This is a genomic window from Pseudomonas tremae, from assembly GCF_023278125.1.
GTDB lineage: Bacteria > Pseudomonadota > Gammaproteobacteria > Pseudomonadales > Pseudomonadaceae > Aquipseudomonas > Aquipseudomonas tremae.
The window spans coordinates 1,627,144-1,644,664 of record NZ_CP066270.1 but is presented as its reverse complement, the minus strand read 5'-3'; the positions used below and the strand labels follow the sequence as shown (position 1 = coordinate 1,644,664).

19 protein-coding genes and 1 riboswitch are annotated in these 17,521 nt (G+C 61.3%); of the genes, 2 read left to right on the top strand and 17 right to left on the bottom strand.

The window, feature by feature from the left end; genetic code table 11:
- Window positions 1-230 precede the first annotated feature (230 nt).
- A complete protein-coding gene (locus I9H09_RS07590) occupies window positions 231-1,514 on the top strand; it encodes an OmpP1/FadL family transporter (RefSeq protein WP_024690082.1) in 1,284 nt (427 codons plus the stop codon).
- 254 nt (window positions 1,515-1,768) lie between these two features.
- On the opposite strand, the gene I9H09_RS07585 is transcribed toward I9H09_RS07590, so the two are convergent.
- From I9H09_RS07585 to cobO, 13 genes are all read right to left on the bottom strand, one after another.
- The gene (locus I9H09_RS07585; protein ID WP_005889708.1) at window positions 1,769-2,320 is read right to left on the bottom strand and encodes a glutathione peroxidase; all 552 of its coding nucleotides are present in this window, start codon (window positions 2,318-2,320) and stop codon (window positions 1,769-1,771) included.
- A 61-nt stretch (window positions 2,321-2,381) separates the two neighbouring features.
- Entirely contained in the window at window positions 2,382-2,504 is a 123-nt protein-coding gene (locus tag I9H09_RS26890; protein ID WP_053480507.1) for a hypothetical protein, read from the bottom strand.
- A complete protein-coding gene (locus I9H09_RS07580) occupies window positions 2,501-3,709 on the bottom strand; it encodes an MFS transporter (protein WP_053480506.1) in 1,209 nt (402 codons plus the stop codon). Before I9H09_RS07580 ends, I9H09_RS26890 begins: the two co-directional genes overlap by 4 nt.
- Before the next feature lie 106 nt (window positions 3,710-3,815).
- The gene (locus tag I9H09_RS07575) at window positions 3,816-4,547 is read right to left on the bottom strand and encodes an adenosylcobinamide-GDP ribazoletransferase (protein ID WP_122346588.1); all 732 of its coding nucleotides are present in this window, start codon (window positions 4,545-4,547) and stop codon (window positions 3,816-3,818) included.
- 1 nt (window position 4,548) lies between these two features.
- On the bottom strand, window positions 4,549-5,121 hold the full coding sequence (cobC, locus tag I9H09_RS07570) for an alpha-ribazole phosphatase family protein (protein ID WP_053480504.1): 573 nt from the start codon (window positions 5,119-5,121) through the stop codon (window positions 4,549-4,551).
- Window positions 5,118-6,170, bottom strand: coding sequence for a nicotinate-nucleotide--dimethylbenzimidazole phosphoribosyltransferase (gene cobT, locus I9H09_RS07565; protein ID WP_005889699.1), 1,053 nt, complete (start codon window positions 6,168-6,170; stop codon window positions 5,118-5,120). Before cobT ends, cobC begins: the two co-directional genes overlap by 4 nt.
- Window positions 6,167-6,688 (bottom strand): bifunctional adenosylcobinamide kinase/adenosylcobinamide-phosphate guanylyltransferase, encoded by a 522-nt coding sequence (cobU, locus tag I9H09_RS07560; protein WP_122323491.1) that lies wholly within the window; start codon window positions 6,686-6,688, stop codon window positions 6,167-6,169. Before cobU ends, cobT begins: the two co-directional genes overlap by 4 nt.
- Complete coding sequence (locus I9H09_RS07555) at window positions 6,689-8,149, bottom strand: cobyric acid synthase (protein ID WP_122323490.1); 1,461 nt, start codon at window positions 8,147-8,149, stop codon at window positions 6,689-6,691.
- A complete protein-coding gene (gene cobD, locus I9H09_RS07550) occupies window positions 8,137-9,150 on the bottom strand; it encodes a threonine-phosphate decarboxylase CobD (RefSeq protein ID WP_122346587.1) in 1,014 nt (337 codons plus the stop codon). The genes I9H09_RS07555 and cobD overlap by 13 nt, the downstream gene beginning before the upstream one ends.
- Entirely contained in the window at window positions 9,143-10,051 is a 909-nt protein-coding gene (gene cbiB / locus I9H09_RS07545) for an adenosylcobinamide-phosphate synthase CbiB (RefSeq protein ID WP_122346586.1), read from the bottom strand. The genes cobD and cbiB overlap by 8 nt, the downstream gene beginning before the upstream one ends.
- The gene (gene bluB, locus I9H09_RS07540) at window positions 10,048-10,698 is read right to left on the bottom strand and encodes a 5,6-dimethylbenzimidazole synthase (RefSeq protein WP_005889693.1); all 651 of its coding nucleotides are present in this window, start codon (window positions 10,696-10,698) and stop codon (window positions 10,048-10,050) included. Before bluB ends, cbiB begins: the two co-directional genes overlap by 4 nt.
- A complete protein-coding gene (locus I9H09_RS07535) occupies window positions 10,695-11,990 on the bottom strand; it encodes a cobyrinic acid a,c-diamide synthase CobB (protein ID WP_005889692.1) in 1,296 nt (431 codons plus the stop codon). Before I9H09_RS07535 ends, bluB begins: the two co-directional genes overlap by 4 nt.
- 38 nt (window positions 11,991-12,028) lie before the next feature.
- Entirely contained in the window at window positions 12,029-12,640 is a 612-nt protein-coding gene (gene cobO / locus I9H09_RS07530) for a cob(I)yrinic acid a,c-diamide adenosyltransferase (protein WP_236502263.1), read from the bottom strand.
- A 91-nt stretch (window positions 12,641-12,731) separates the two neighbouring features.
- Window positions 12,732-12,945, bottom strand: a riboswitch (cobalamin riboswitch).
- Between the two features lie 130 nt (window positions 12,946-13,075).
- Between cobO and I9H09_RS07525 the strand changes: the two genes are divergently transcribed.
- Complete coding sequence (locus tag I9H09_RS07525; RefSeq protein ID WP_005889689.1) at window positions 13,076-14,404, top strand: PQQ-dependent sugar dehydrogenase; 1,329 nt, start codon at window positions 13,076-13,078, stop codon at window positions 14,402-14,404.
- Window positions 14,405-14,590: 186 nt separating this feature from the next.
- On the opposite strand, the gene I9H09_RS07520 is transcribed toward I9H09_RS07525, so the two are convergent.
- From I9H09_RS07520 to hda, 4 genes are all read right to left on the bottom strand, one after another.
- Window positions 14,591-15,136 carry a C40 family peptidase gene (locus tag I9H09_RS07520; protein WP_005889687.1) on the bottom strand — a complete coding sequence of 182 codons (546 nt, stop codon included), beginning with the start codon at window positions 15,134-15,136 and terminating at the stop codon, window positions 14,591-14,593.
- An 85-nt stretch (window positions 15,137-15,221) separates the two neighbouring features.
- Complete coding sequence (locus I9H09_RS07515) at window positions 15,222-15,953, bottom strand: C40 family peptidase (RefSeq protein WP_024669904.1); 732 nt, start codon at window positions 15,951-15,953, stop codon at window positions 15,222-15,224.
- Window positions 15,954-16,027: 74 nt separating this feature from the next.
- Window positions 16,028-16,792, bottom strand: coding sequence for an NAD-dependent deacylase (locus I9H09_RS07510; RefSeq protein ID WP_053480496.1), 765 nt, complete (start codon window positions 16,790-16,792; stop codon window positions 16,028-16,030).
- A complete protein-coding gene (gene hda / locus I9H09_RS07505; protein ID WP_005889683.1) occupies window positions 16,786-17,490 on the bottom strand; it encodes a DnaA regulatory inactivator Hda in 705 nt (234 codons plus the stop codon). The genes I9H09_RS07510 and hda overlap by 7 nt, the downstream gene beginning before the upstream one ends.
- Window positions 17,491-17,521 lie beyond the last annotated feature (31 nt).

Genomic DNA, 17,521 nt, shown 5'->3' with positions numbered 1-17,521 from the left:
TGTAACGCAAGCCCGAAGCCCCGCCTTACACGCGGGGCTTTTTAATGCCCGTGATAAAAGTGACCGACCTGACGAGTAAGCACGACAACAGAACTTCGAAAAAAGTGCATTTCCTACTGCTTTTTCAGGATTGTCCTACAAGAATAGCTCTAAATCGGGCTATTCAGGCTATAGCGCGCCGTTCAAAATGTTGGTAATTTCCGAGCGGTGAACAACAAGGAGTTCTAATAATGAAAATAATGACAAAAGCACTGAACCGGACAACGCTGGGACTCGCTCTGGGCCTGGCTTCTTCTCAATTGCTCGCTGCCGGCTTCGCCCTCAATGAACAAAGTATCAGCGGCATGGGCACCGGTTTCGCAGGTCGCTCCTCCTCAGCCGATGACGCAAGCACTGTATTCGGCAACCCTGCCGGCATGTCGCGCATAAAACGCGAACAAATCAGCGGAGGCGCCGCAGCCGTTATCGCCAAGACCGACATCGACAATGGTCGCGGCACATTTGGCGGTAGCAACGACGGTGACATGGTCCCGGTCGTCGGCGTGCCAATGGGCTACTACGTAAAACCTATCGATGATCACTGGGCATTTGGTCTGGGCGTGTACGTGCCGTTCGGCCTGGTCACCGATTACGAAAAAGGCTTCGCAGGCCGCTACTGGGGCGACAAGAGCCACGTCCAGGTCGTGACCTTTCAGCCGACAGTCAGCTATGCATTCAACGACAAGGTCTCCATCGGTTTCGGCCCGACCATCAACCGTATCGACGGCGAGCTGACGTCTGCCACGCTGAACGCCAGAAGCCCTGGCCTGAACGACGGCAAGGTGAAGATCGAAGGCGATGACACCGCGATCGGCTTCAATGCCGGTATTCTGGTGCAAGCCACCGACACCACACGCCTTGGCCTGACCTACCACTCGAAGGTCGATTACAAGCTCAAAGGCAAGACCAAGATCGAAGGCTCGGGCTTCGGCGGATTCTCCGGCCAGAAGTACGACGCTTCGCTGGATATTTCCACGCCTGAGTCCGTGGACTTCTCCATCACTCAGCAGCTCGACGAAAACTGGACTGTCTATGCAGGCAGCACCTGGACCCGCTGGAGCCGCTTGCAAGACATCACCGTCAACAACGATGGCGTTCCTGCCCTGCTCGGCGGTTCCGTCGGCCCGATCGGCACTATCTCTGAAGAACAGAACTGGCACGACACCTGGGCACACGCCATTGGTGCATCGTACAAGGTCAATAAAGAGTGGACGCTGCGCACTGGCTTCTCCGTTGATCAGTCGCCAACCAACAACGTCAACCGCTCCCCACGCATCCCGACTGGCGATCGCAAGATCATCAGCTTCGGTGCCGGTTGGAGCCCGACCGACGACCTGACCATCGACGTGGCGTATTCGTACCTGCGTGAAGAAGAAACCAAGATCCGCGACAGCAGCGCGACCAAGGGTTCTTACAGCGCCGACTACCGCAACACTGCTCACGGCCTGGGCACCTCGGTTACCTATCGCTTCTGACAGGCGACCGCCAAGCTGAAAAAGCCCGCGACCAGTGATGATCGCGGGCTTTTTATTGCGCGCCTGACACCCTTGAAAGCGGATGCAAAGCGCCTGGGGCTGCGCTCCCCGATGGGGTGCGGGAACAGCATTCATACTCCATGACTGTCATGCCAATGCCCCGCGCTGGCATGCATTTCGTAACGCTCTGCGTCATACCGTGCTGCGAATCAGCGAGATTCGGGCTCGACTTGAGCTTCGCACTCCCCTGCAACCTAGGGCTTCGATGCAATCGCCTTTTCGATGGCCGCAATCAGTTCAGGATCATCGGGCTTGGTCATGCTGGAAAAGTTGGCGATGACCTTGCCCTGGCGATCGACCACGTACTTATAGAAGTTCCAGCGTGGCGCGCTGCTTTGCTCGGCAAGCACTTTAAACAGGTGAGTGGCATCGTCACCGCGCACAGCCTGCGGCTCGGTCATGGTGAAGGTCACGCCGTAATTGACGTAGCAAACCTTGGCGGTTTCTTCACCGTCCTTGGCCTCCTGCTTGAAGTCGTTGGACGGCACGCCCAGCACCTCAAGCCCCTGCCCCTTGTAACGCTGGCTGAGTTCTTCAAGCCCTTTGAACTGCGGCGCGAAGCCACAGAAGCTGGCCGTGTTGACCACCACCAGCGGCTTGCCGGCAAAGCGCTTGCACAGGTCGATGTTTTCCTTGGCGCGCAGCTTGGGCAGCTCGCCTTGCAACAGCGGCGGGCAATCGGCGGCCATTGCAGCGCCGCTCATGGCCAGCAACAAAAGAGAAATCGAAGCAAAGCGAATATTCATCATGGTGGCCCTGAAGATTATTGTGGTCTACCGACACGCTACCGCAAGCCAGGCCTTCTGCCTAGCAAGCGCCCAGGCCCAGTTGTAATGCTGCCAGCCCGACATGTTGCCAGGCCCACCACAGCAGCCCCAACAGCACCGCCACCGCCAGCAAGGCCGAGGCTAATGGCCAGCGCCCGGTCACGCCAGACCACCTTGCGCCTGCAGCCTGGCCACCGGGCGCTCACGCACAGGCCAGTTGAGCGCCGCCGCCAGCAGGCTGAGCAGCACTGAGACTTGCCAGATCAGGTCGTAGCTCCCGGTACGGTCGTACACCAGACCGCCCAGCCAGCCACCCAGAAAAGCCCCCAACTGGTGAAACAGGAAAACGATACCGCCCAGCATCGACAGGTTGCGCACACCGAACAGCGTCGCCACCGTACCGTTGGTCAGAGGAACTGTGGACAGCCAAAGCAGGCCCATCGCCACCCCAAACAGGTAGGCGGTGGTCTGACTGAGCGGGACCGAGATAAACAGCACGATCACCACTGCGCGCAGCAGATAAAGCGTGGTCAACAGTCGAGGCTTGGACATACGACCGCCCAGCCAGCCCGCGGTGTAAGTGCCGAAAATATTGAACAGCCCGATCAGCGCCAGCACCATGGTGCCGACCTTGGCCGGCAAGTGCTGGTCCACCAGATAAGCAGGCAGATGCACACCAATGAAAACCACCTGAAAGCCGCAGACGAAAAAGCCCAGCGCCAGCAACCAGAACCCCGAATGCGAGCAGGCCTCGCGCAGAGCCTCGCCCAGGGTAAGCTCGACGCCGGTAGAGGCGGTAGGTATGTCTTTGAGCATGCCCACCAATGGCAGGATCAACGCGACGATCACGCCCAGCACGAGCAAGGCGCCGGACCAGCCCAGCCAGCTGATCAGGCCCAGGGTACCGGGCAGCATGGCGAACTGGCCGAATGACCCGGCCGCACTGGCGATCCCCATGCCCATGCTGCGCTTCTCGGCAGGCAGCGCGCGCCCGACCACACCCAGAATGACCGAGAACGACGTACCGGAAAGGCCTATGCCGATGAGCAAACCGGCACTCAATGAAAGACTGAGGGGCGAGTCGGCCATGCTCATGCACAGCAGCCCCACGGCATAAAGAATACCGCCGACGAACACGACTTTCGCCGCGCCAAAGCGGTCTGCCAGCGCACCGGCAAACGGCTGCGCCAGCCCCCACATCAGGTTTTGCAAAGCGATGGCGAAGGCAAACACTTCGCGGCCCCAGCCAAAATCCGCGCTCATGGGCGACAGAAACAGCCCGAAGCCGTGCCGCGTACCCAGTGATAACGCCAGGATCAAGGCGCTGCCCACGAGAATCCAGCCACTGGTACGCCAGATCGATGTCATTGTCAGCTCCCTGCAACAGTTGCACGCGGATGTGCCTGCGAGCCGCGACGCTACGCCCTGCCCGGCAACGCTGTCAATCCAGTCAGGGCATATCCCTCGACAGCGCTTAAACCAGCGCCAGTGTCAGCACGACTGTCAGCTCGAGCAATTCCAGCAAAGCGCCTGCCGTATCGCCCGTCGCCCCTCCAAGGCGCCGCATCATCAAGTGACGCAACCAGAAAAAACACACAGTAGAGACCAGCACTGCACACACACCCGACCAGCCCGCCAGCAGCACACAGGCCAAGGCGCTGGCCAACAACACCTTGCGGCCGAGGCTGCGCGGCAGATGATCGGCCAGTGCCTGGCCCAACCCACCAGCGCGCACGTAAGGCGTACCAAGAAACAGTGCAAGCATGGCACTGCGCCCGATCAGCGGCGCCAATAGCAGCCCGATGCTGTTCTGACTTTCGATCAGCGCCACAATGGCGGCGAATTTGAGCAGCAGCAACAGCACCAGCGTGACCACCGCGATGGGCCCGCTGCGTGGGTCCTTCATGATGCTCAAGGTACGCTCGCGATCGCCGAAACCGCCCAGCCAGGCGTCGGCGCTGTCTGCCAGGCCATCCAGGTGCAAACCACCGCTGAGCAACACCCAGGCGCAGAGCAGCAGCGCGGCGTGCAACATCAGCGGCGTACCGCCGAGCAGCGCATTGAAACCCAGCAACAACGTGCCGAATACCACGCCTACCAGCGGATAGAACAACAGCGAACGCCCAAGCTCCTCGGGACGAGGCATGCCGGGAAGGCGGATCGGCAGGCTGCCGAGAAATTGCAGAGCGATCCAGAATGGGAGCATTTCAGACTTCCGTCAGCAGACCGCCAGCGGCGACCTGAATCGACAACAGGGCGCCGTGACCGACCACCACCTGCAACAACTGCTCACGAGGCAGACCACGCGCTTGAGCCATCAGCAAACGCATCACCCCGCCGTGGCTGACCAGCAGCACGCGCTCACCGGCACAGGCCTGATGCAAACGCTGCACGGCGTTCAGCACTCGAGACGAGAAATCGGCCACAGGTTCGCCATTGGGCGGCGTGAACGCATAAGGATCAGCCCAGAACAACCCCAACCCTTCAGCATCGGTTTCCATCAGTTGCGCAGGACTGTGGCCTTCCCAATCGCCAAAGTGCAATTCCTGCAGACCCGGCTCCAGTTGCAGGGGCAACGACAGACGTTGCGCCAACTCCTCGGAGAACCGCGCGCAGCGCTGCAACGGCGAGCTGACAATCCGCTCCCAGGGGCCGCCGTCAACGACCGCATCACGCATCTGCTGCCAGCCGAGGTCTGTCAGCGCGTCATCAAGGCTGCCGCGCAACCCACCGCCCAGCTCGGTTTCCCCATGCCTCAACAGATCAAGATGCAAGTTCATGCCGGACGATCCGCCACCGCAGCTTCGGCAAATGTCGCCATGCCGTTGTGCAGCTCGCAAGCCAGGCGCACCAGAGGTACTGCCAGAGCCGCACCGCTGCCCTCACCGAGACGCATGCCAAGATCAAGCAGCGGCTCGGCCCAAAGCGTTTCCAGCAAATGCCGATGTCCCGGCTCCGCACCACGGTGACCAAACAACAACCAGCTGCGGCACGACGGGTTCAGGCGCACAGCCACCAATGCCGCCACGCTGCAGATGAAGCCGTCGACCAGCACCGCGATACCTTCCTGCGCGCAGGCCAGATAGGCGCCCGTCAGGGCTGCGATTTCAAACCCACCCAGGCAGAACAGGCTTCGCAACGGATCACCCGAGTGCTCGGCATGCAACGCCAGCGCGCGCTCGATGACCTGCGTCTTGTGGGCGACGCCCTCCGCGTTCAGTCCGGTGCCAGGCCCTACCAGCAACGGCGCGGCGCATTCCAGAATAGAGCACGCCAGCGCACTGGCAGAGGTGGTATTGCCAATACCCATTTCTCCGCCGATAAACAACTCGGTTCCCGCTGCCTTGGCACGCAAGACGCTGTCGCGACCGGCCTGCAAGGCAGCAAAACCCTGCTCTTCGCTCATCGCCGGCCCCTGCGCGAGGTTGGCAGTACCCGCCCCCAGTCGCAGATGAAGAACGCCCGGCAGGTCCATCGGCGAAACCGTGCCCAGGTCCACCACGTCCAGGTGCGCCGACAACTGACGCGCCAGCACGCTGATCGCTGCGCCGCCGTTGACGAAGTTGTGCAACATCTGGCCAGTGACTTCCTGCGGATACGCTGACACACCTTCAGCAACAACGCCGTGATCGCCCGCGAAGATCGCGATCCACAATGTGTCGGCAGCCGGACGCTCACGCCCTTGCAGGCCGGCAAGCTGAACCGCCAGGCGCTCCAGCTGTGCCAGCGAACCGGCGGGTTTGGTCAGTTGCGCCTGGCGCGCCAGTGCAGCTTCGCGCATTGGCATATTTATGGCCTGAGCAGGCGTGAGCCACCAGGAATTACTCATAACGGTGTTCCTTTAAGGACCAGGGGCAGACCAGCAACGGTTAATACGACGCGCTGGCAACGCTCGGCCAGCGTTTGATGCAGCAGGCCGGCTTCGTCGACATAACGGCGGGTCAGCTCACCGAGAGGCACAACACCGAGCCCGGTTTCGTTGCTGACAAAAATAATTTCACCCGGCAAACCGGCCAAACAGTCAAGCAGCGCTTCACGCTCCCGAGCCAGACGCTCTGAGCTGTCGAGCATCAGCAGATTGGTCAGCCACAGGGTCAGACAATCCACCAGGAGACAGCGGTCGGACGCGGCGTTGTCGCGCAGCACTCGCGCCAGCTCGACAGGCTCCTCTACCAGCCCCCATTGCTCGGGACGGCGCGCACGATGGCTGGCAATGCGATGATTCATTTCGCCATCAAGGGGCTGGCTGGTGGCGATGTAAATCACCTCCAGCGCGGAATTCATGGCCAGTTTCTCGGCCAGCCGGCTTTTGCCGGACCTGGCGCCACCGAGGATCAATTGCAGCATTCAGCTTGCCTCCAGGCCGCACAGCTCGCGGAGCAGGCGGCCGTCCAGGTGTTTTTCAACCAGGTCCGCCAGGCGCTCGATGTCGCGCTCGCGCAAAGCGTGATAATCGACCGACTGAACGTTTTCCAGGCCGGCCCAGCGCAACAAGGCACTGCACGCCGCAGGTGATTCGAACAGCCCATGCAGGTAGGTGCCGAGTATCTGCCCGTCAGTGCTCTGCGCGCCATCGCAACGGCCATCATCAAGCCTGACCGCGGACTGCTCCAGCGCCACGCCGGTGGTCACGCCGGCATGAATTTCGTAACCGCTGACTTCAGCGTCTTCCAGCGTCAGATGGCCTCGCACGTTGCGTAGTTGTTTCTCGGTTTCCAGTACGGTACTCATCGTCAGAAGACCGAGCCCGGGACTTGAACCGGCAGCACCCTCCAGCCCCAGCGGGTCATGCAGGTACTCGCCGAGCATTTGCAGGCCGCCGCAGATCCCCATCAATTTGCCGCCATAGCGCAGGTGCCGGTCGATAGCGGTGTCCCAGCCATTGGCGCGCAGGTATTTCAAGTCGCTGCGTACGCTTTTCGAGCCGGGCAGGATGATCAGATCGGCAGGCGGTATCGCCTGGCCTGGCCCGATGAACTGCAGATTGACCTGAGGATGCAAGCGCAGCGGGTCGAAATCGGTGTGATTACTGATGCGTGGCAGCACCGGCACGACCACGTTGAGGACCTGTTCGACCTTGTCGGTCTGGCGCTGATCGAGACCGTCTTCGGCTTCCAGATGCAGGTCCATCACGTAAGGCAAAACGCCGACCACCGGTTTGCCGGTGCGCGCTTCCAGCCAGTCCAGACCCGGTTGCAGCAGGGCAATGTCGCCCCGAAACCGGTTGATGATGAAACCTTTGACCCGCGCCTGCTCGCTCGGCGAGAGCAACTCCAGCGTGCCGACCAGATGGGCGAAGACGCCGCCGCGGTTGATATCGGCAATCAGCAGCACCGGACAGTCGACCGCCTCGGCAAACCCCATGTTGGCGATGTCGTTGGCGCGCAGATTGATCTCGGCAGGCGAGCCCGCGCCTTCGACCATGATTACCGGGTAGCTTTCGCCAAGCCGTCGATGCGACTCCAGCACCGCCTGCATGGCGATCTCTTTATAGCCGTGATAAGCCACCGCGTTCATGGTGGTAACAGCACGGCCATGAATGATCACCTGCGCGCCGGTGTCGCTATTAGGCTTGAGCAGCACCGGGTTCATGTCGGTGTGTGGCTCCAGAAAGCACGCCTGGGCCTGGACAGCCTGCGCACGTCCGATCTCGCCACCGTCCGCCGTCACCGCGCTGTTGAGCGCCATGTTCTGCGGCTTGAACGGCACGACGCTCACACCCTGCCGGATAAGCCAGCGGCACAGCGCCGTCACCAGCGTACTTTTGCCGGCATCCGACGTGGTGCCTTGTACCATCAGCGTGGCCATGGGTATTCCTTGCGGTATTCAAGCAAAACGTTGTGCAGACGATGCCAGTCAGCCTCTTCGCCAGGCAAACCGAAGCGCAGGCTGCCGGATTCCGGGGTTGACCCTGCGAACAGCCGTAGCAGAACACCGCGCCGGGCGCAAAATTCGTAAAGTGTCTGTGCCTGTGCGGTGACCAGCCATTGAAAAAGCGCACAGCCACCGTCCGGAGCCAGGCCGTACTGTTCGAGCAATGCCACCAGCCGGTCACGCGCCCGATCACTGCGCTCGCGCTGATGCTCCTGGCCTTGCACATCGCCCAGACAGGCCTGACCGATAATGCGGGTCGGACCACTGACAGACCAAGGGCCTATTTCTTGCGCCAGCGCCTTGAGCAGCACCGGCTCGGCCAGCACAAACCCCAGCCTGACACCGGCCAGACCGAAAAACTTGCCGAACGAGCGCAGCACTATCAGCCCGATGCGCCAAGTCTCGGTTGCCAGGCTGAGGGCCGGCGTGTTGTCCATGAACGCTTCATCCACCACCAGCCAGCCACCGCGCTCGGCCAGTCGCGCGTGCCATTCCAGCAGGCTCTCGGTGCTTAAATGCAGGCCAGTCGGGTTGTTGGGGTTGACCACCACCAGCACGTCAAGGCTGTCGAGAAAATAATCGACCTCATGCTCGCTCACCTCGCGAACCACGTAACCGCTCTTGCGCCAGGCATGTGCATGCTCGGCATAACAAGGAGAAAGGACGCCGACCCGACCGCCACGGCGCACCCTTGGCAACGCCTGGATCGCGGCTTGGGAACCGGCCACCGGGAGCAATTGAGGAACGCCATAATACGCACAGGCCGCAGCTTCCAGACCATCATCGGCCTCGGGCAGCCGCGCCCAGGCACGCGCTGGGATATCGGGAATCGTCCACGGCCAGGGCGCAATGCCGGTGGACAGGTCCAGCCATTCGGCCTGCCGGATACCATAATGCTGCGCCGCAGCGCGCAATCGACCGCCATGTTCAAGCATATAATTCAGCTACCACACAGATGACCAGCAGCCACAACCACACGCCGCGCTGCACCAGTTGCCAGCCGCGATCGATCGAGTCTGCATCGGCCGGAACACCTTCGCCCAATGCCGGACGCTGATGCAGCTCGCCGTGATAGGTAGCCGCGCCGCCCAGTTCGACGCCCAGTGCGCCCGCGCCAGCTGCCATCACCGGGCCAGCGTTCGGGCTGTCCCAGGTTGGCCCCTGAGTGCGCCAGCAGCGTAGCGCCAGGCGGGTCTTGCCCAATAAGGCGTAAGTCAGTGCCACGAGGCGTGCAGGACAGTAGTTGAGCACATCGTCGATTTTCGCCGCAGCCCAGCCGAAACGCTCGAAACGCTCGTTGCGATAACCCCACATGGCATCCAGCGTATTGCTCAGCCGATACAGCACAACGCCAGGCGCACCGGCCAGGACAAACCAGAACAAGGCAGCGAACACAGCGTCGCTGCCGTTCTCCAGCACCGACTCTGTGGCGGCGCGAGCGACTTCGGTAGCGTCGAGTTCAGTCGTCTGCCGACTGACCAGGTAACCGACCCGCTGTCGGGCCTCGACCAGATCATCGCTGCGCAGCGCTTGCGCCACCGGCTGAACGTGCTCGCCCAGGCTGCGCATGCCCAGCGCGCAATACAGCGCCAGGATGTCAAACAGCCAGCCAATGTAAGGCAGCCAGCTCAGCAGCGTGGCCACCAGCGTCAACGGCACCACGGTGATCACCCAGGCCGTCACGCCATGACTGCGCCAGCCGCGGCCACCGCTGTTGAAACGTTGTTCGACCCGGCTGGCAAAGTTTCCGAACGCCACCAGCGGGTGGAAACGTTTCGGCTCACCGAGCAACGCGTCCAGTGCCACGCCGGCGACGCTCAACAGCGCCACACTCATTGACTCACTCCCCACTGGTTCTCATACAACAGCTCTTTCAGCGGACGCGCCTGCGCCCAGCCTTCCATGACCAGCATCGGCGCAGGATAAAATTCTTTCACCGGCCCCAGACAGATGATCGCCAGCGGCTTGGCACCGTCGGGCATGCCCAGCAATCCGGCCAGCGCTTCAGGGTCGAACAGCGACACCCAGCCCATGCCCAGCCCTTCGGCACGCGAAGCCAGCCACAGGTTCTGAATGGCGCAGGACAATGAGGCCATGTCCATTTCCGGCAAGGTACGGCGACCGAAGATGTGCTGCTCACGGCCTTCCATCAGTGCAGCGACCAGCACTTCCGCGCAATCGTTGATGCCTTCTACCTTGAGTTTCATGAACTCGTCGGTGCGCTCGCCCAGTGCTTCGGCGGTACGAATACGCTCTTCTTCCACCTGCGCCTGCATCTTGCCGCGCAACAGTGGGTCACTGATACGAATGAAGCGCCAAGGCTGCATGAGCCCGACACTGGGTGCTTGATGCGCGGCTTCGAGCAAACGCGCCAGCAACGCGGGCGCGACTTCGCCACCGATGAAATGCCGCATGTCGCGGCGCTCGGCGATGGCGCGATACACCGCAGCCCGCTCTTGCTCGCTGAATGCCTGCTCGGTCATGGCTTGAACAGCGCCGCAATTGCCGGTGGGCAGGAAGGAAAATAGAAATGCACGTAGGACGCGGTCAGGCGTCCGAGGCGATACACCGCCTCTGCGCCCCGCCCACCATTGGGGCTGACGCCACGGGCAATTGGCTGCAGCTCGGTGCTGGTCAGCGAGTGGTGATAGGTATGACCGTGCAGCGTGCCCTCAGGCAGCTCGACCGCTTGCAGCGCCAGCGCCGCCAGACGCTTCTGCATGACCGCCTCACCGGCCAGCAAACCGACCAGGTCGGCGCGCACGCCCTCTACGTCGGTCAGAGCATCGAGCAGGTAGAGCATGCCGCCGCACTCGGCCAGGATCGGCTTGCCGGCAATATGGTGCGCCCTGATCGAAGCCTGCATCGTGAGGTTGGCGGCCAGCGCGACGTGGTGCAGTTCAGGGTAACCGCCCGGCAGGTAAAGGCTGTCGGCGTCTGGAATTTCGCTGTCATGGATGGGCGAGAAGAAGCTCAGCTCGGCACCCATGTTGCGCAACAGGTCCAGGCTGGCGCCATAAATAAAGGCAAACGCTTCGTCTCGCGCCACGGCGATGCGCACGCCGCTCAGCAACGGCTCGACCTGAACCGGGTCGGCCGCGGTAAATGTCACCGCCGGAGGCAAGGCCACTTCGCACGTGCTGGCCAAGGCCGCAGCGGCCATGTCCAGACGCAGGTCCAGGTCATTGAGCTCGCTGGCCTGCACCAGCCCAAGGTGGCGACTGGGCAATTCAAAACCCACTTCGCGTGACAACGCGCCATACCAGCGCAAACCTTCGGTCAGGCTGTTTTCCAGCAACTGCGCATGACGCACCGTGCCGACGCGGTTGGCCAGCACGCCGGCAAACGGCAAGTCCGGCTGATAGCGCGCCAGCCCCAGCGCCAGGGCGCCGAAGGTCTGGGCCATTGCAGTGCCGTCGATCACTCCCAGCACCGGCACGCCGAAGTGTCGCGCCAGGTCGGCACTCGAGGGCGTGCCATCGAACAGACCCATGACGCCCTCGATAAGAATCAGATCAGCTTCATCAGCGGCTTCCCACAACAGGCGGCGGCTTTCATCGGCACCGACCATCCACATGTCCAGTTGATAGACCGGCGCGCCACTGGCACGCTCAAGGATCATGGGGTCGAGAAAGTCCGGCCCGCACTTGAACACCCGGACCTTGCGGCCCTGATTGCGATGCAAGCGGGCCAGCGCGGCGGTGACGGTGGTTTTGCCTTGCCCGGAGGCTGGCGCGGCGATCAATACCGCCGGGCAATCGCGCGGAGCTCTCATTGCAGTGCTCTCATGGCAGCGTTCTCATAGTGAATGGCTCACAGCTCGATACCTTTTTGCGCACGAATACCGGACTGAAACGCATGCTTGACCACGCTGATCTCGGAGACCGTATCGGCCAGGTCGATCAACTCGGGTTTGGCGCCACGGCCGGTGACCAGCAAATGCTGCATAGGAGGACGCGCCTGCAGGTCGGTAAGCACCTGCTCAAGGTCAAGATAGCCATGCTTGAGGGCGATGTTCAGTTCGTCGAGCACCACCAGGCCGATGCCCGGGTCGCGGAGCATTTCCTGCGAGACGGCCCACGCGGCCTCAGCGGCAGCGATGTCGCGCTGGCGGTCCTGAGTTTCCCAGGTGAACCCTTCGCCCATCACGTGATAACGCACCTGCTCGGGGAAGCGCCGGAAGAACATTTCTTCGCCGGTGCTGTTGCGGCCCTTGATGAACTGCACCACACCGCACTGCATGTCGTGCCCCATGGCCCGAGCGAGCATGCCGAAGGCAGAACTGCTCTTGCCTTTGCCATTGCCGGTCAATACCAGAAGCAGCCCGCACTCGTTGGGGGAGCTGGCAATGCGCTCGTCCATCACGGCTTTCTTGCGCTGCATGCGCGCCAGGTGGCGTTCGTCGCGTTCGGGGGATTCGTTCATCTCGGCTCTCCGCTCGGGGCAGGCGAAAGCAGACGGAAGGACAGCACTGGACAGCACGGCAACGCCCTGCACAGAACATCACCCTCCGTGATGCCATTGAGTGATTCAGGCCGGTCTCCGGGCTCATGAGCGGGTCACCCCGGCTGCGCGCCTTCCCATGTAAAAACACAGTGGCGTCAGGCACAGCCTTGACTCATTTACCGTTGCGGGGGCAGCGCCGGGATCGGATCAGGAGATCCACACCGGCTTCCCTGTTTCACTCTGCCAGTCGCTGACTGCAAAGCACCTGAAACAAGCCGCGAAGGGTAGAGTGTTGGGCCGGGAGCGTCAATCTGCACTGCTGCCATTGGAGGCTGTTCCGGTACCTGATTGAACCTGTACGGCTCAATGCGCCTCTACCAGTGACAGGACAACGTCTTTTTATGGAGATTTCCCATGTTCAAACTCAGACCCCACTACGCCGTACTGCTTCTGGTCGCTGGCGGCCTAGCTGCTTGCGGCGAGTCGTCGACCCTGCAGGTGTCAGACGGCACAGGCCCGTCGCCGAAGCTGCCGGAGCCGAACAAGACGCTGATACCGACCGTCAACATCGCCCCTGCGATCGGCTGGGAAAACGGCGCCAAGCCGGTTGCTGCGCCAGGCACTCAGGTGGCGGCCTTTGCTGAACATCTGGATCACCCGCGCTGGCTGTATGTGCTGCCCAACGGTGACGTGCTGGTGGCGGAAACCAATTCGCCCGCCAAGCCGGATGATTCCAAGGGGATTCGTGGCTGGGTCATGGAAAAAGTAATGGGCCGTGCAGGTGCGGGCGTGCCGAGCGCCAATCGCATTACCCTGTTGCGCGACATGGACAAGGACGGCGTTGCTGAAACCCGCACGGTATTCCTGAAGGACCTCAACTCCCCGTTCGGCATGACCCTGGTGGGCAACAAACTCTATGTAGCCGACACCGACCGCCTGATCAGCTTCCCCTACCAGACAGGTCAGACCTCCATCAGCGCGCAGCCGACCAAAGTGGTCGATTTGCCGGGTGGTACGCTCAATCACCACTGGACCAAGAACGTCATCGCCAGCAAGGACGGCAGCAAGCTGTACGTGACGGTCGGCTCCAACAGCAACGTGGGCGAGAACGGCCTGGATAAGGAAGAAGGTCGCGCAGCGATCTGGGAAGTGGACGCCGCCACCGGCAACCACAGGATCTTCGCGTCGGGCTTGCGCAACCCGAACGGCATGGACTGGGAACCAAAGACTGGAAAGCTGTGGACTGCCGTCAATGAGCGAGACGAGATCGGCAGCGATCTGGTGCCTGACTACGTGACGTCAGTGCAGGATGGCGCTTTCTATGGCTGGCCTTACAGCTACTACGGCCAGCATGTAGACGAGCGCGTCAAGCCGCAGAACCCGGAATTGGTCGCCAAGGCCATTGCGCCTGACTATGCAGTCGGCCCGCACACGGCCTCGCTGGGCCTGGTATTTGCCGACGGCAAGACGCTGGCGGCGCCTTTCAACGAAGGCCTGTTCATTGGCCAGCATGGCTCATGGAACCGTAAACCGCACAGCGGCTACAAAGTGGTCTTCGTGCCCTTCAGCGGCGGCAAGCCCAACGGCGCACCGGTGGATGTACTGACCGGCTTCCTGAACAAAGATGAAAAAGCGATGGGCCGACCGGTCGGCGTGGTCAACGACCAGCGCGGCGGCTTGCTGGTGGCTGATGATGTTGGCAACAAGATCTGGCGCGTGACTTCAGCCAAGGCCGCTCAGTAACGCGGGTGCAGGGGGTGCAGGGGGTGTACGCAGAGCGTCACTAACAGCACTCCCACGCTGGGGCGTAAGGAACGATAGGCACTCGCGGGAAGCCTGTCTTACCCAAGCTCCAGCGTGGATACGCGTTGCAGGGCGCTCTGAGTGCGATCCCAAGTTGGAAAAGAACCGCTGATCAGCGGTTCATGTCTAAGGCCGATTCTGCGCCAGGCTGGCGGGTTGAATAACGCGCTTGGCGTTGAGGTAAGCGCGCTGCCAGTAAGGCTTGTCCAGGCTGTCGAGCTTGACCGTGCCACCAGTGGCCGGTGCATGCACGAATCGACCTTCGCCAACGTAGATGCCGGCGTGGGACACCTGCGAGCCACCCGATGTGGCGAAGAACACCAGATCGCCCGACTGCAGCTGTTCGCGACGAATATTCGGTGCGCCCATCACGATCATCTCGCGCGTGGAGCGTGGTAGAGAAATACCTGCCGCATCACGATAGACATAGCCTATAAGACCGCTGCAATCAAAACCGGAATCAGGCGTGTTGCCGCCCCAACGATAAGGCGTGCCGACGAGCCCCAAGGCACGAAACAGCACGTCTTCGGCAGCAGGAGAGAGGATCTGGGGCGGAGCCGTAACCACCGGACGCTGAACGATCCGGGGCGCTTTGGGCGGAGGCGGCGTGCTGGCACAGGCGCCCAACATCGCAGCAACGGAAATGACCATCAGGCGCAAAGCAATCGACATACACACAACAACCTGATCCGGATGCGGCTTACGCTGCCGAGTAGCTCAAAAACGCAGACAGACCCGAAGGTCTTGTCAGCGGATTTTATTTGTTCACGTTACGCCGCTTTGGCGCGGTCTTGACTGTAGTCGATGTCATCGCTGTTGTCTGCGTTGCAACCGGAGAAGATTTTACCGCCACTGCGCCGGGGGCCATCGCCAGAGGTCGTTTGGCCTCGATGAAGGTCTTGCTCCAGTAGGCGTCATCAAGGCTGTCGATGCGCACCCCGCCACTGCGGCGGCTGCTGGAATGAATGAATTGCTGATTACCGGCGTAGATCGCTGCATGGCTGACACGGCCACGGCCGCGAGTGCTGAAGAACAACAGATCGCCAGGCTTGAGATTACCGCGCGAGACCAGCGGCGCATCGACGTTGATCATTTCGCGGGTGGAGCGCGGCAGGCTCATGCCAGCCTCTTCGCGAAACAGATAACCGATGAAACCACTGCAGTCGAAACCGGAACGGGTCGAGGTGCCGCCGAACTGGTAGCGCGTACCGATCAGAGACTTGCCGCGTTCAAGAATACTGTCGGCCAAAACCGGCAGTTTGTAGGATTTGTTGTCTGCGAACTGAGCCAGTTCGTCTTCTGTGGCCATCTCGTCCTGCAATTCAGCAGCATCAGCGCGACGGGCTGCTGACTGTGCCGTTACCGTGTTCTGGTAGTGCGGAGCGGGCTGAACCTGTTCTTGCTGTGCAACCGGCATATTGGCCGAGCAACCGAACAAAAAAGTGACAAGTGCGAGGGGCACGAGGGGTGCGAAGCGAACAACTTGCATGGGCACAACCGTGGCTGACTGTTAAGAAGCCGAGACTATGCCCGCAATGAAAGCGATTTGCAAATTCAATCGAACTAGATGTGACTTATGAGTTCCGCCATGACATGTGCCGCCCGGCACTGCAGAAAGACGTCCATATGAGCGCTGTGATCCGTGGGCTGCGGATTGATTTCTGCGGTAAATCCCCCGGAAACACGGGTGCGAATGACCGGTTCATGGATGTAGGGGAAGCTGGCCGTGGTGCCGATACTCAGCACTGCGTCATAGCCTATAGCCAGCTGTTCATGCAGTGTTTCCAGTGCTCTTTCCGGGAGCATTTCCTGAAAAAGAACGACGGGCGGTCGCAGAATGCCACTACAGATGCTGCATAGAGGTGGCAAAGGACGCAGCAAGTACTCACTCAGTTGCGAATCCTGCGCGCCACATGACTGACAGAACAGTGGTGAAAGCTGGCCGTGAATTTCGATCAGCCGCTCGGGCGGGCTGCCTGCTGCGCGATGATAGCCATCGACGTTCTGGGTCAGCACCCAGCATTCAGGCTTGATGCGCTGCAACTGGGCGATGGCATAGTGGGCAACGTTAGGCTCGCCACCGAGGCAAGCTTTGCCCAGCTCCGCGATGTATTTCCAGCACAACTCGGGATCGCGACGCAGCATCGGCCCCGACAGGGCGACTTCGATCAGTAGCCCGTCATCTGTCTTGCCGTTGTACAGCCCGCCTACGCCACGATAGGTCGGCAGCCCCGAATCTGCCGACAGGCCAGCCCCGGTAATCACCAGAATCCGTTTTGCATGACGCAACGCTGCGGCGGTCTGCATCACCAGCGTCTGATCTACCACCCAAGCGTCTCTTTAAGGAAGGGAATGGTCAGCTTGCGTTTTTCCTGAAGCGAAGCCTGATCAAGACGCTCGAGCAATTCAAACAGCGCGCTCATGCTGCGTGTGCCGCGGGTCAGAATGAAGTGGCCGACATCGTCGGTCAGGTGCAAGCCACGTCGTGAGGCGCGTAGTTGCAGCGCACGCAGTTTGTCTTCGTCGGACAGCCCGCGCATCTGGAACACCAGCGCCATGGTCAGGCGGGACTTCAGATCAGGGAGTTTAACCGGTAATTCGCGGGGCGATTTGGACGCTGCAATCAGCAACCGTCGACCACTGTCGCGCAGCCGATTGAACAGGTGGAACAGGGCTTCTTCCCAGTCCGGCTTGCCGACCACCGCTTGCAGATCATCGAGACAGACCAGCTCGTACTGCTCCAGGTGGTCGAACAGTTCGATGCCTTCATCTATGACTTCGGCCATCGGCAGGTACACCGCAGGCTCGCCCATCTGCTCGAAACGCAGGCACGCAGCCTGCAGCAGGTGCGTGCGCCCTACCCCGTCCTTGCCCCATAGATAGATGAGGCTTTCCGTCCAGCCGGCATCGGCTTCGCACAGCCGCTCGACATAGCCGAGTGCAGCGGCATTGGCGCCTGGATAGTAATTGACGAAAGTGGCGTCATCACGCAGACGCACACTCAGGGGCAGCTGAATCGGTTTCATGCTGACTAACGGCTCATGCAAACCGTCAAGG

What these genes read in the sequence shown, in the direction of transcription:
- hda (WP_005889683.1), bottom strand. Translation starts at nt 17,490, where the DNA reads ATGAAACCGATTCAGCTGCCCCTGAGTGTGCGTCTGCGTGATGACGCC.
- I9H09_RS07575 (WP_122346588.1), bottom strand. Translation starts at nt 4,547, where the DNA reads ATGCTCCCATTCTGGATCGCTCTGCAATTTCTCGGCAGCCTGCCGATC.
- I9H09_RS07520 (WP_005889687.1), bottom strand. Translation starts at nt 15,136, where the DNA reads ATGTCGATTGCTTTGCGCCTGATGGTCATTTCCGTTGCTGCGATGTTG.
- bluB (WP_005889693.1), bottom strand. Translation starts at nt 10,698, where the DNA reads ATGACCGAGCAGGCATTCAGCGAGCAAGAGCGGGCTGCGGTGTATCGC.
- cobC (WP_053480504.1), bottom strand. Translation starts at nt 5,121, where the DNA reads ATGAACTTGCATCTTGATCTGTTGAGGCATGGGGAAACCGAGCTGGGC.
- cobO (WP_236502263.1), bottom strand. Translation starts at nt 12,640, where the DNA reads ATGAACGAATCCCCCGAACGCGACGAACGCCACCTGGCGCGCATGCAG.
- I9H09_RS07580 (WP_053480506.1), bottom strand. Translation starts at nt 3,709, where the DNA reads ATGACATCGATCTGGCGTACCAGTGGCTGGATTCTCGTGGGCAGCGCC.
- I9H09_RS07515 (WP_024669904.1), bottom strand. Translation starts at nt 15,953, where the DNA reads ATGCAAGTTGTTCGCTTCGCACCCCTCGTGCCCCTCGCACTTGTCACT.
- cobU (WP_122323491.1), bottom strand. Translation starts at nt 6,688, where the DNA reads ATGCTGCAATTGATCCTCGGTGGCGCCAGGTCCGGCAAAAGCCGGCTG.
- cbiB (WP_122346586.1), bottom strand. Translation starts at nt 10,051, where the DNA reads ATGAGTGTGGCGCTGTTGAGCGTCGCCGGCGTGGCACTGGACGCGTTG.
- cobD (WP_122346587.1), bottom strand. Translation starts at nt 9,150, where the DNA reads ATGCTTGAACATGGCGGTCGATTGCGCGCTGCGGCGCAGCATTATGGT.
- I9H09_RS07555 (WP_122323490.1), bottom strand. Translation starts at nt 8,149, where the DNA reads ATGGCCACGCTGATGGTACAAGGCACCACGTCGGATGCCGGCAAAAGT.
- I9H09_RS07590 (WP_024690082.1), top strand. Translation starts at nt 231, where the DNA reads ATGAAAATAATGACAAAAGCACTGAACCGGACAACGCTGGGACTCGCT.
- I9H09_RS07535 (WP_005889692.1), bottom strand. Translation starts at nt 11,990, where the DNA reads ATGAGAGCTCCGCGCGATTGCCCGGCGGTATTGATCGCCGCGCCAGCC.
- I9H09_RS07585 (WP_005889708.1), bottom strand. Translation starts at nt 2,320, where the DNA reads ATGAATATTCGCTTTGCTTCGATTTCTCTTTTGTTGCTGGCCATGAGC.
- I9H09_RS07525 (WP_005889689.1), top strand. Translation starts at nt 13,076, where the DNA reads ATGTTCAAACTCAGACCCCACTACGCCGTACTGCTTCTGGTCGCTGGC.
- cobT (WP_005889699.1), bottom strand. Translation starts at nt 6,170, where the DNA reads ATGAGTAATTCCTGGTGGCTCACGCCTGCTCAGGCCATAAATATGCCA.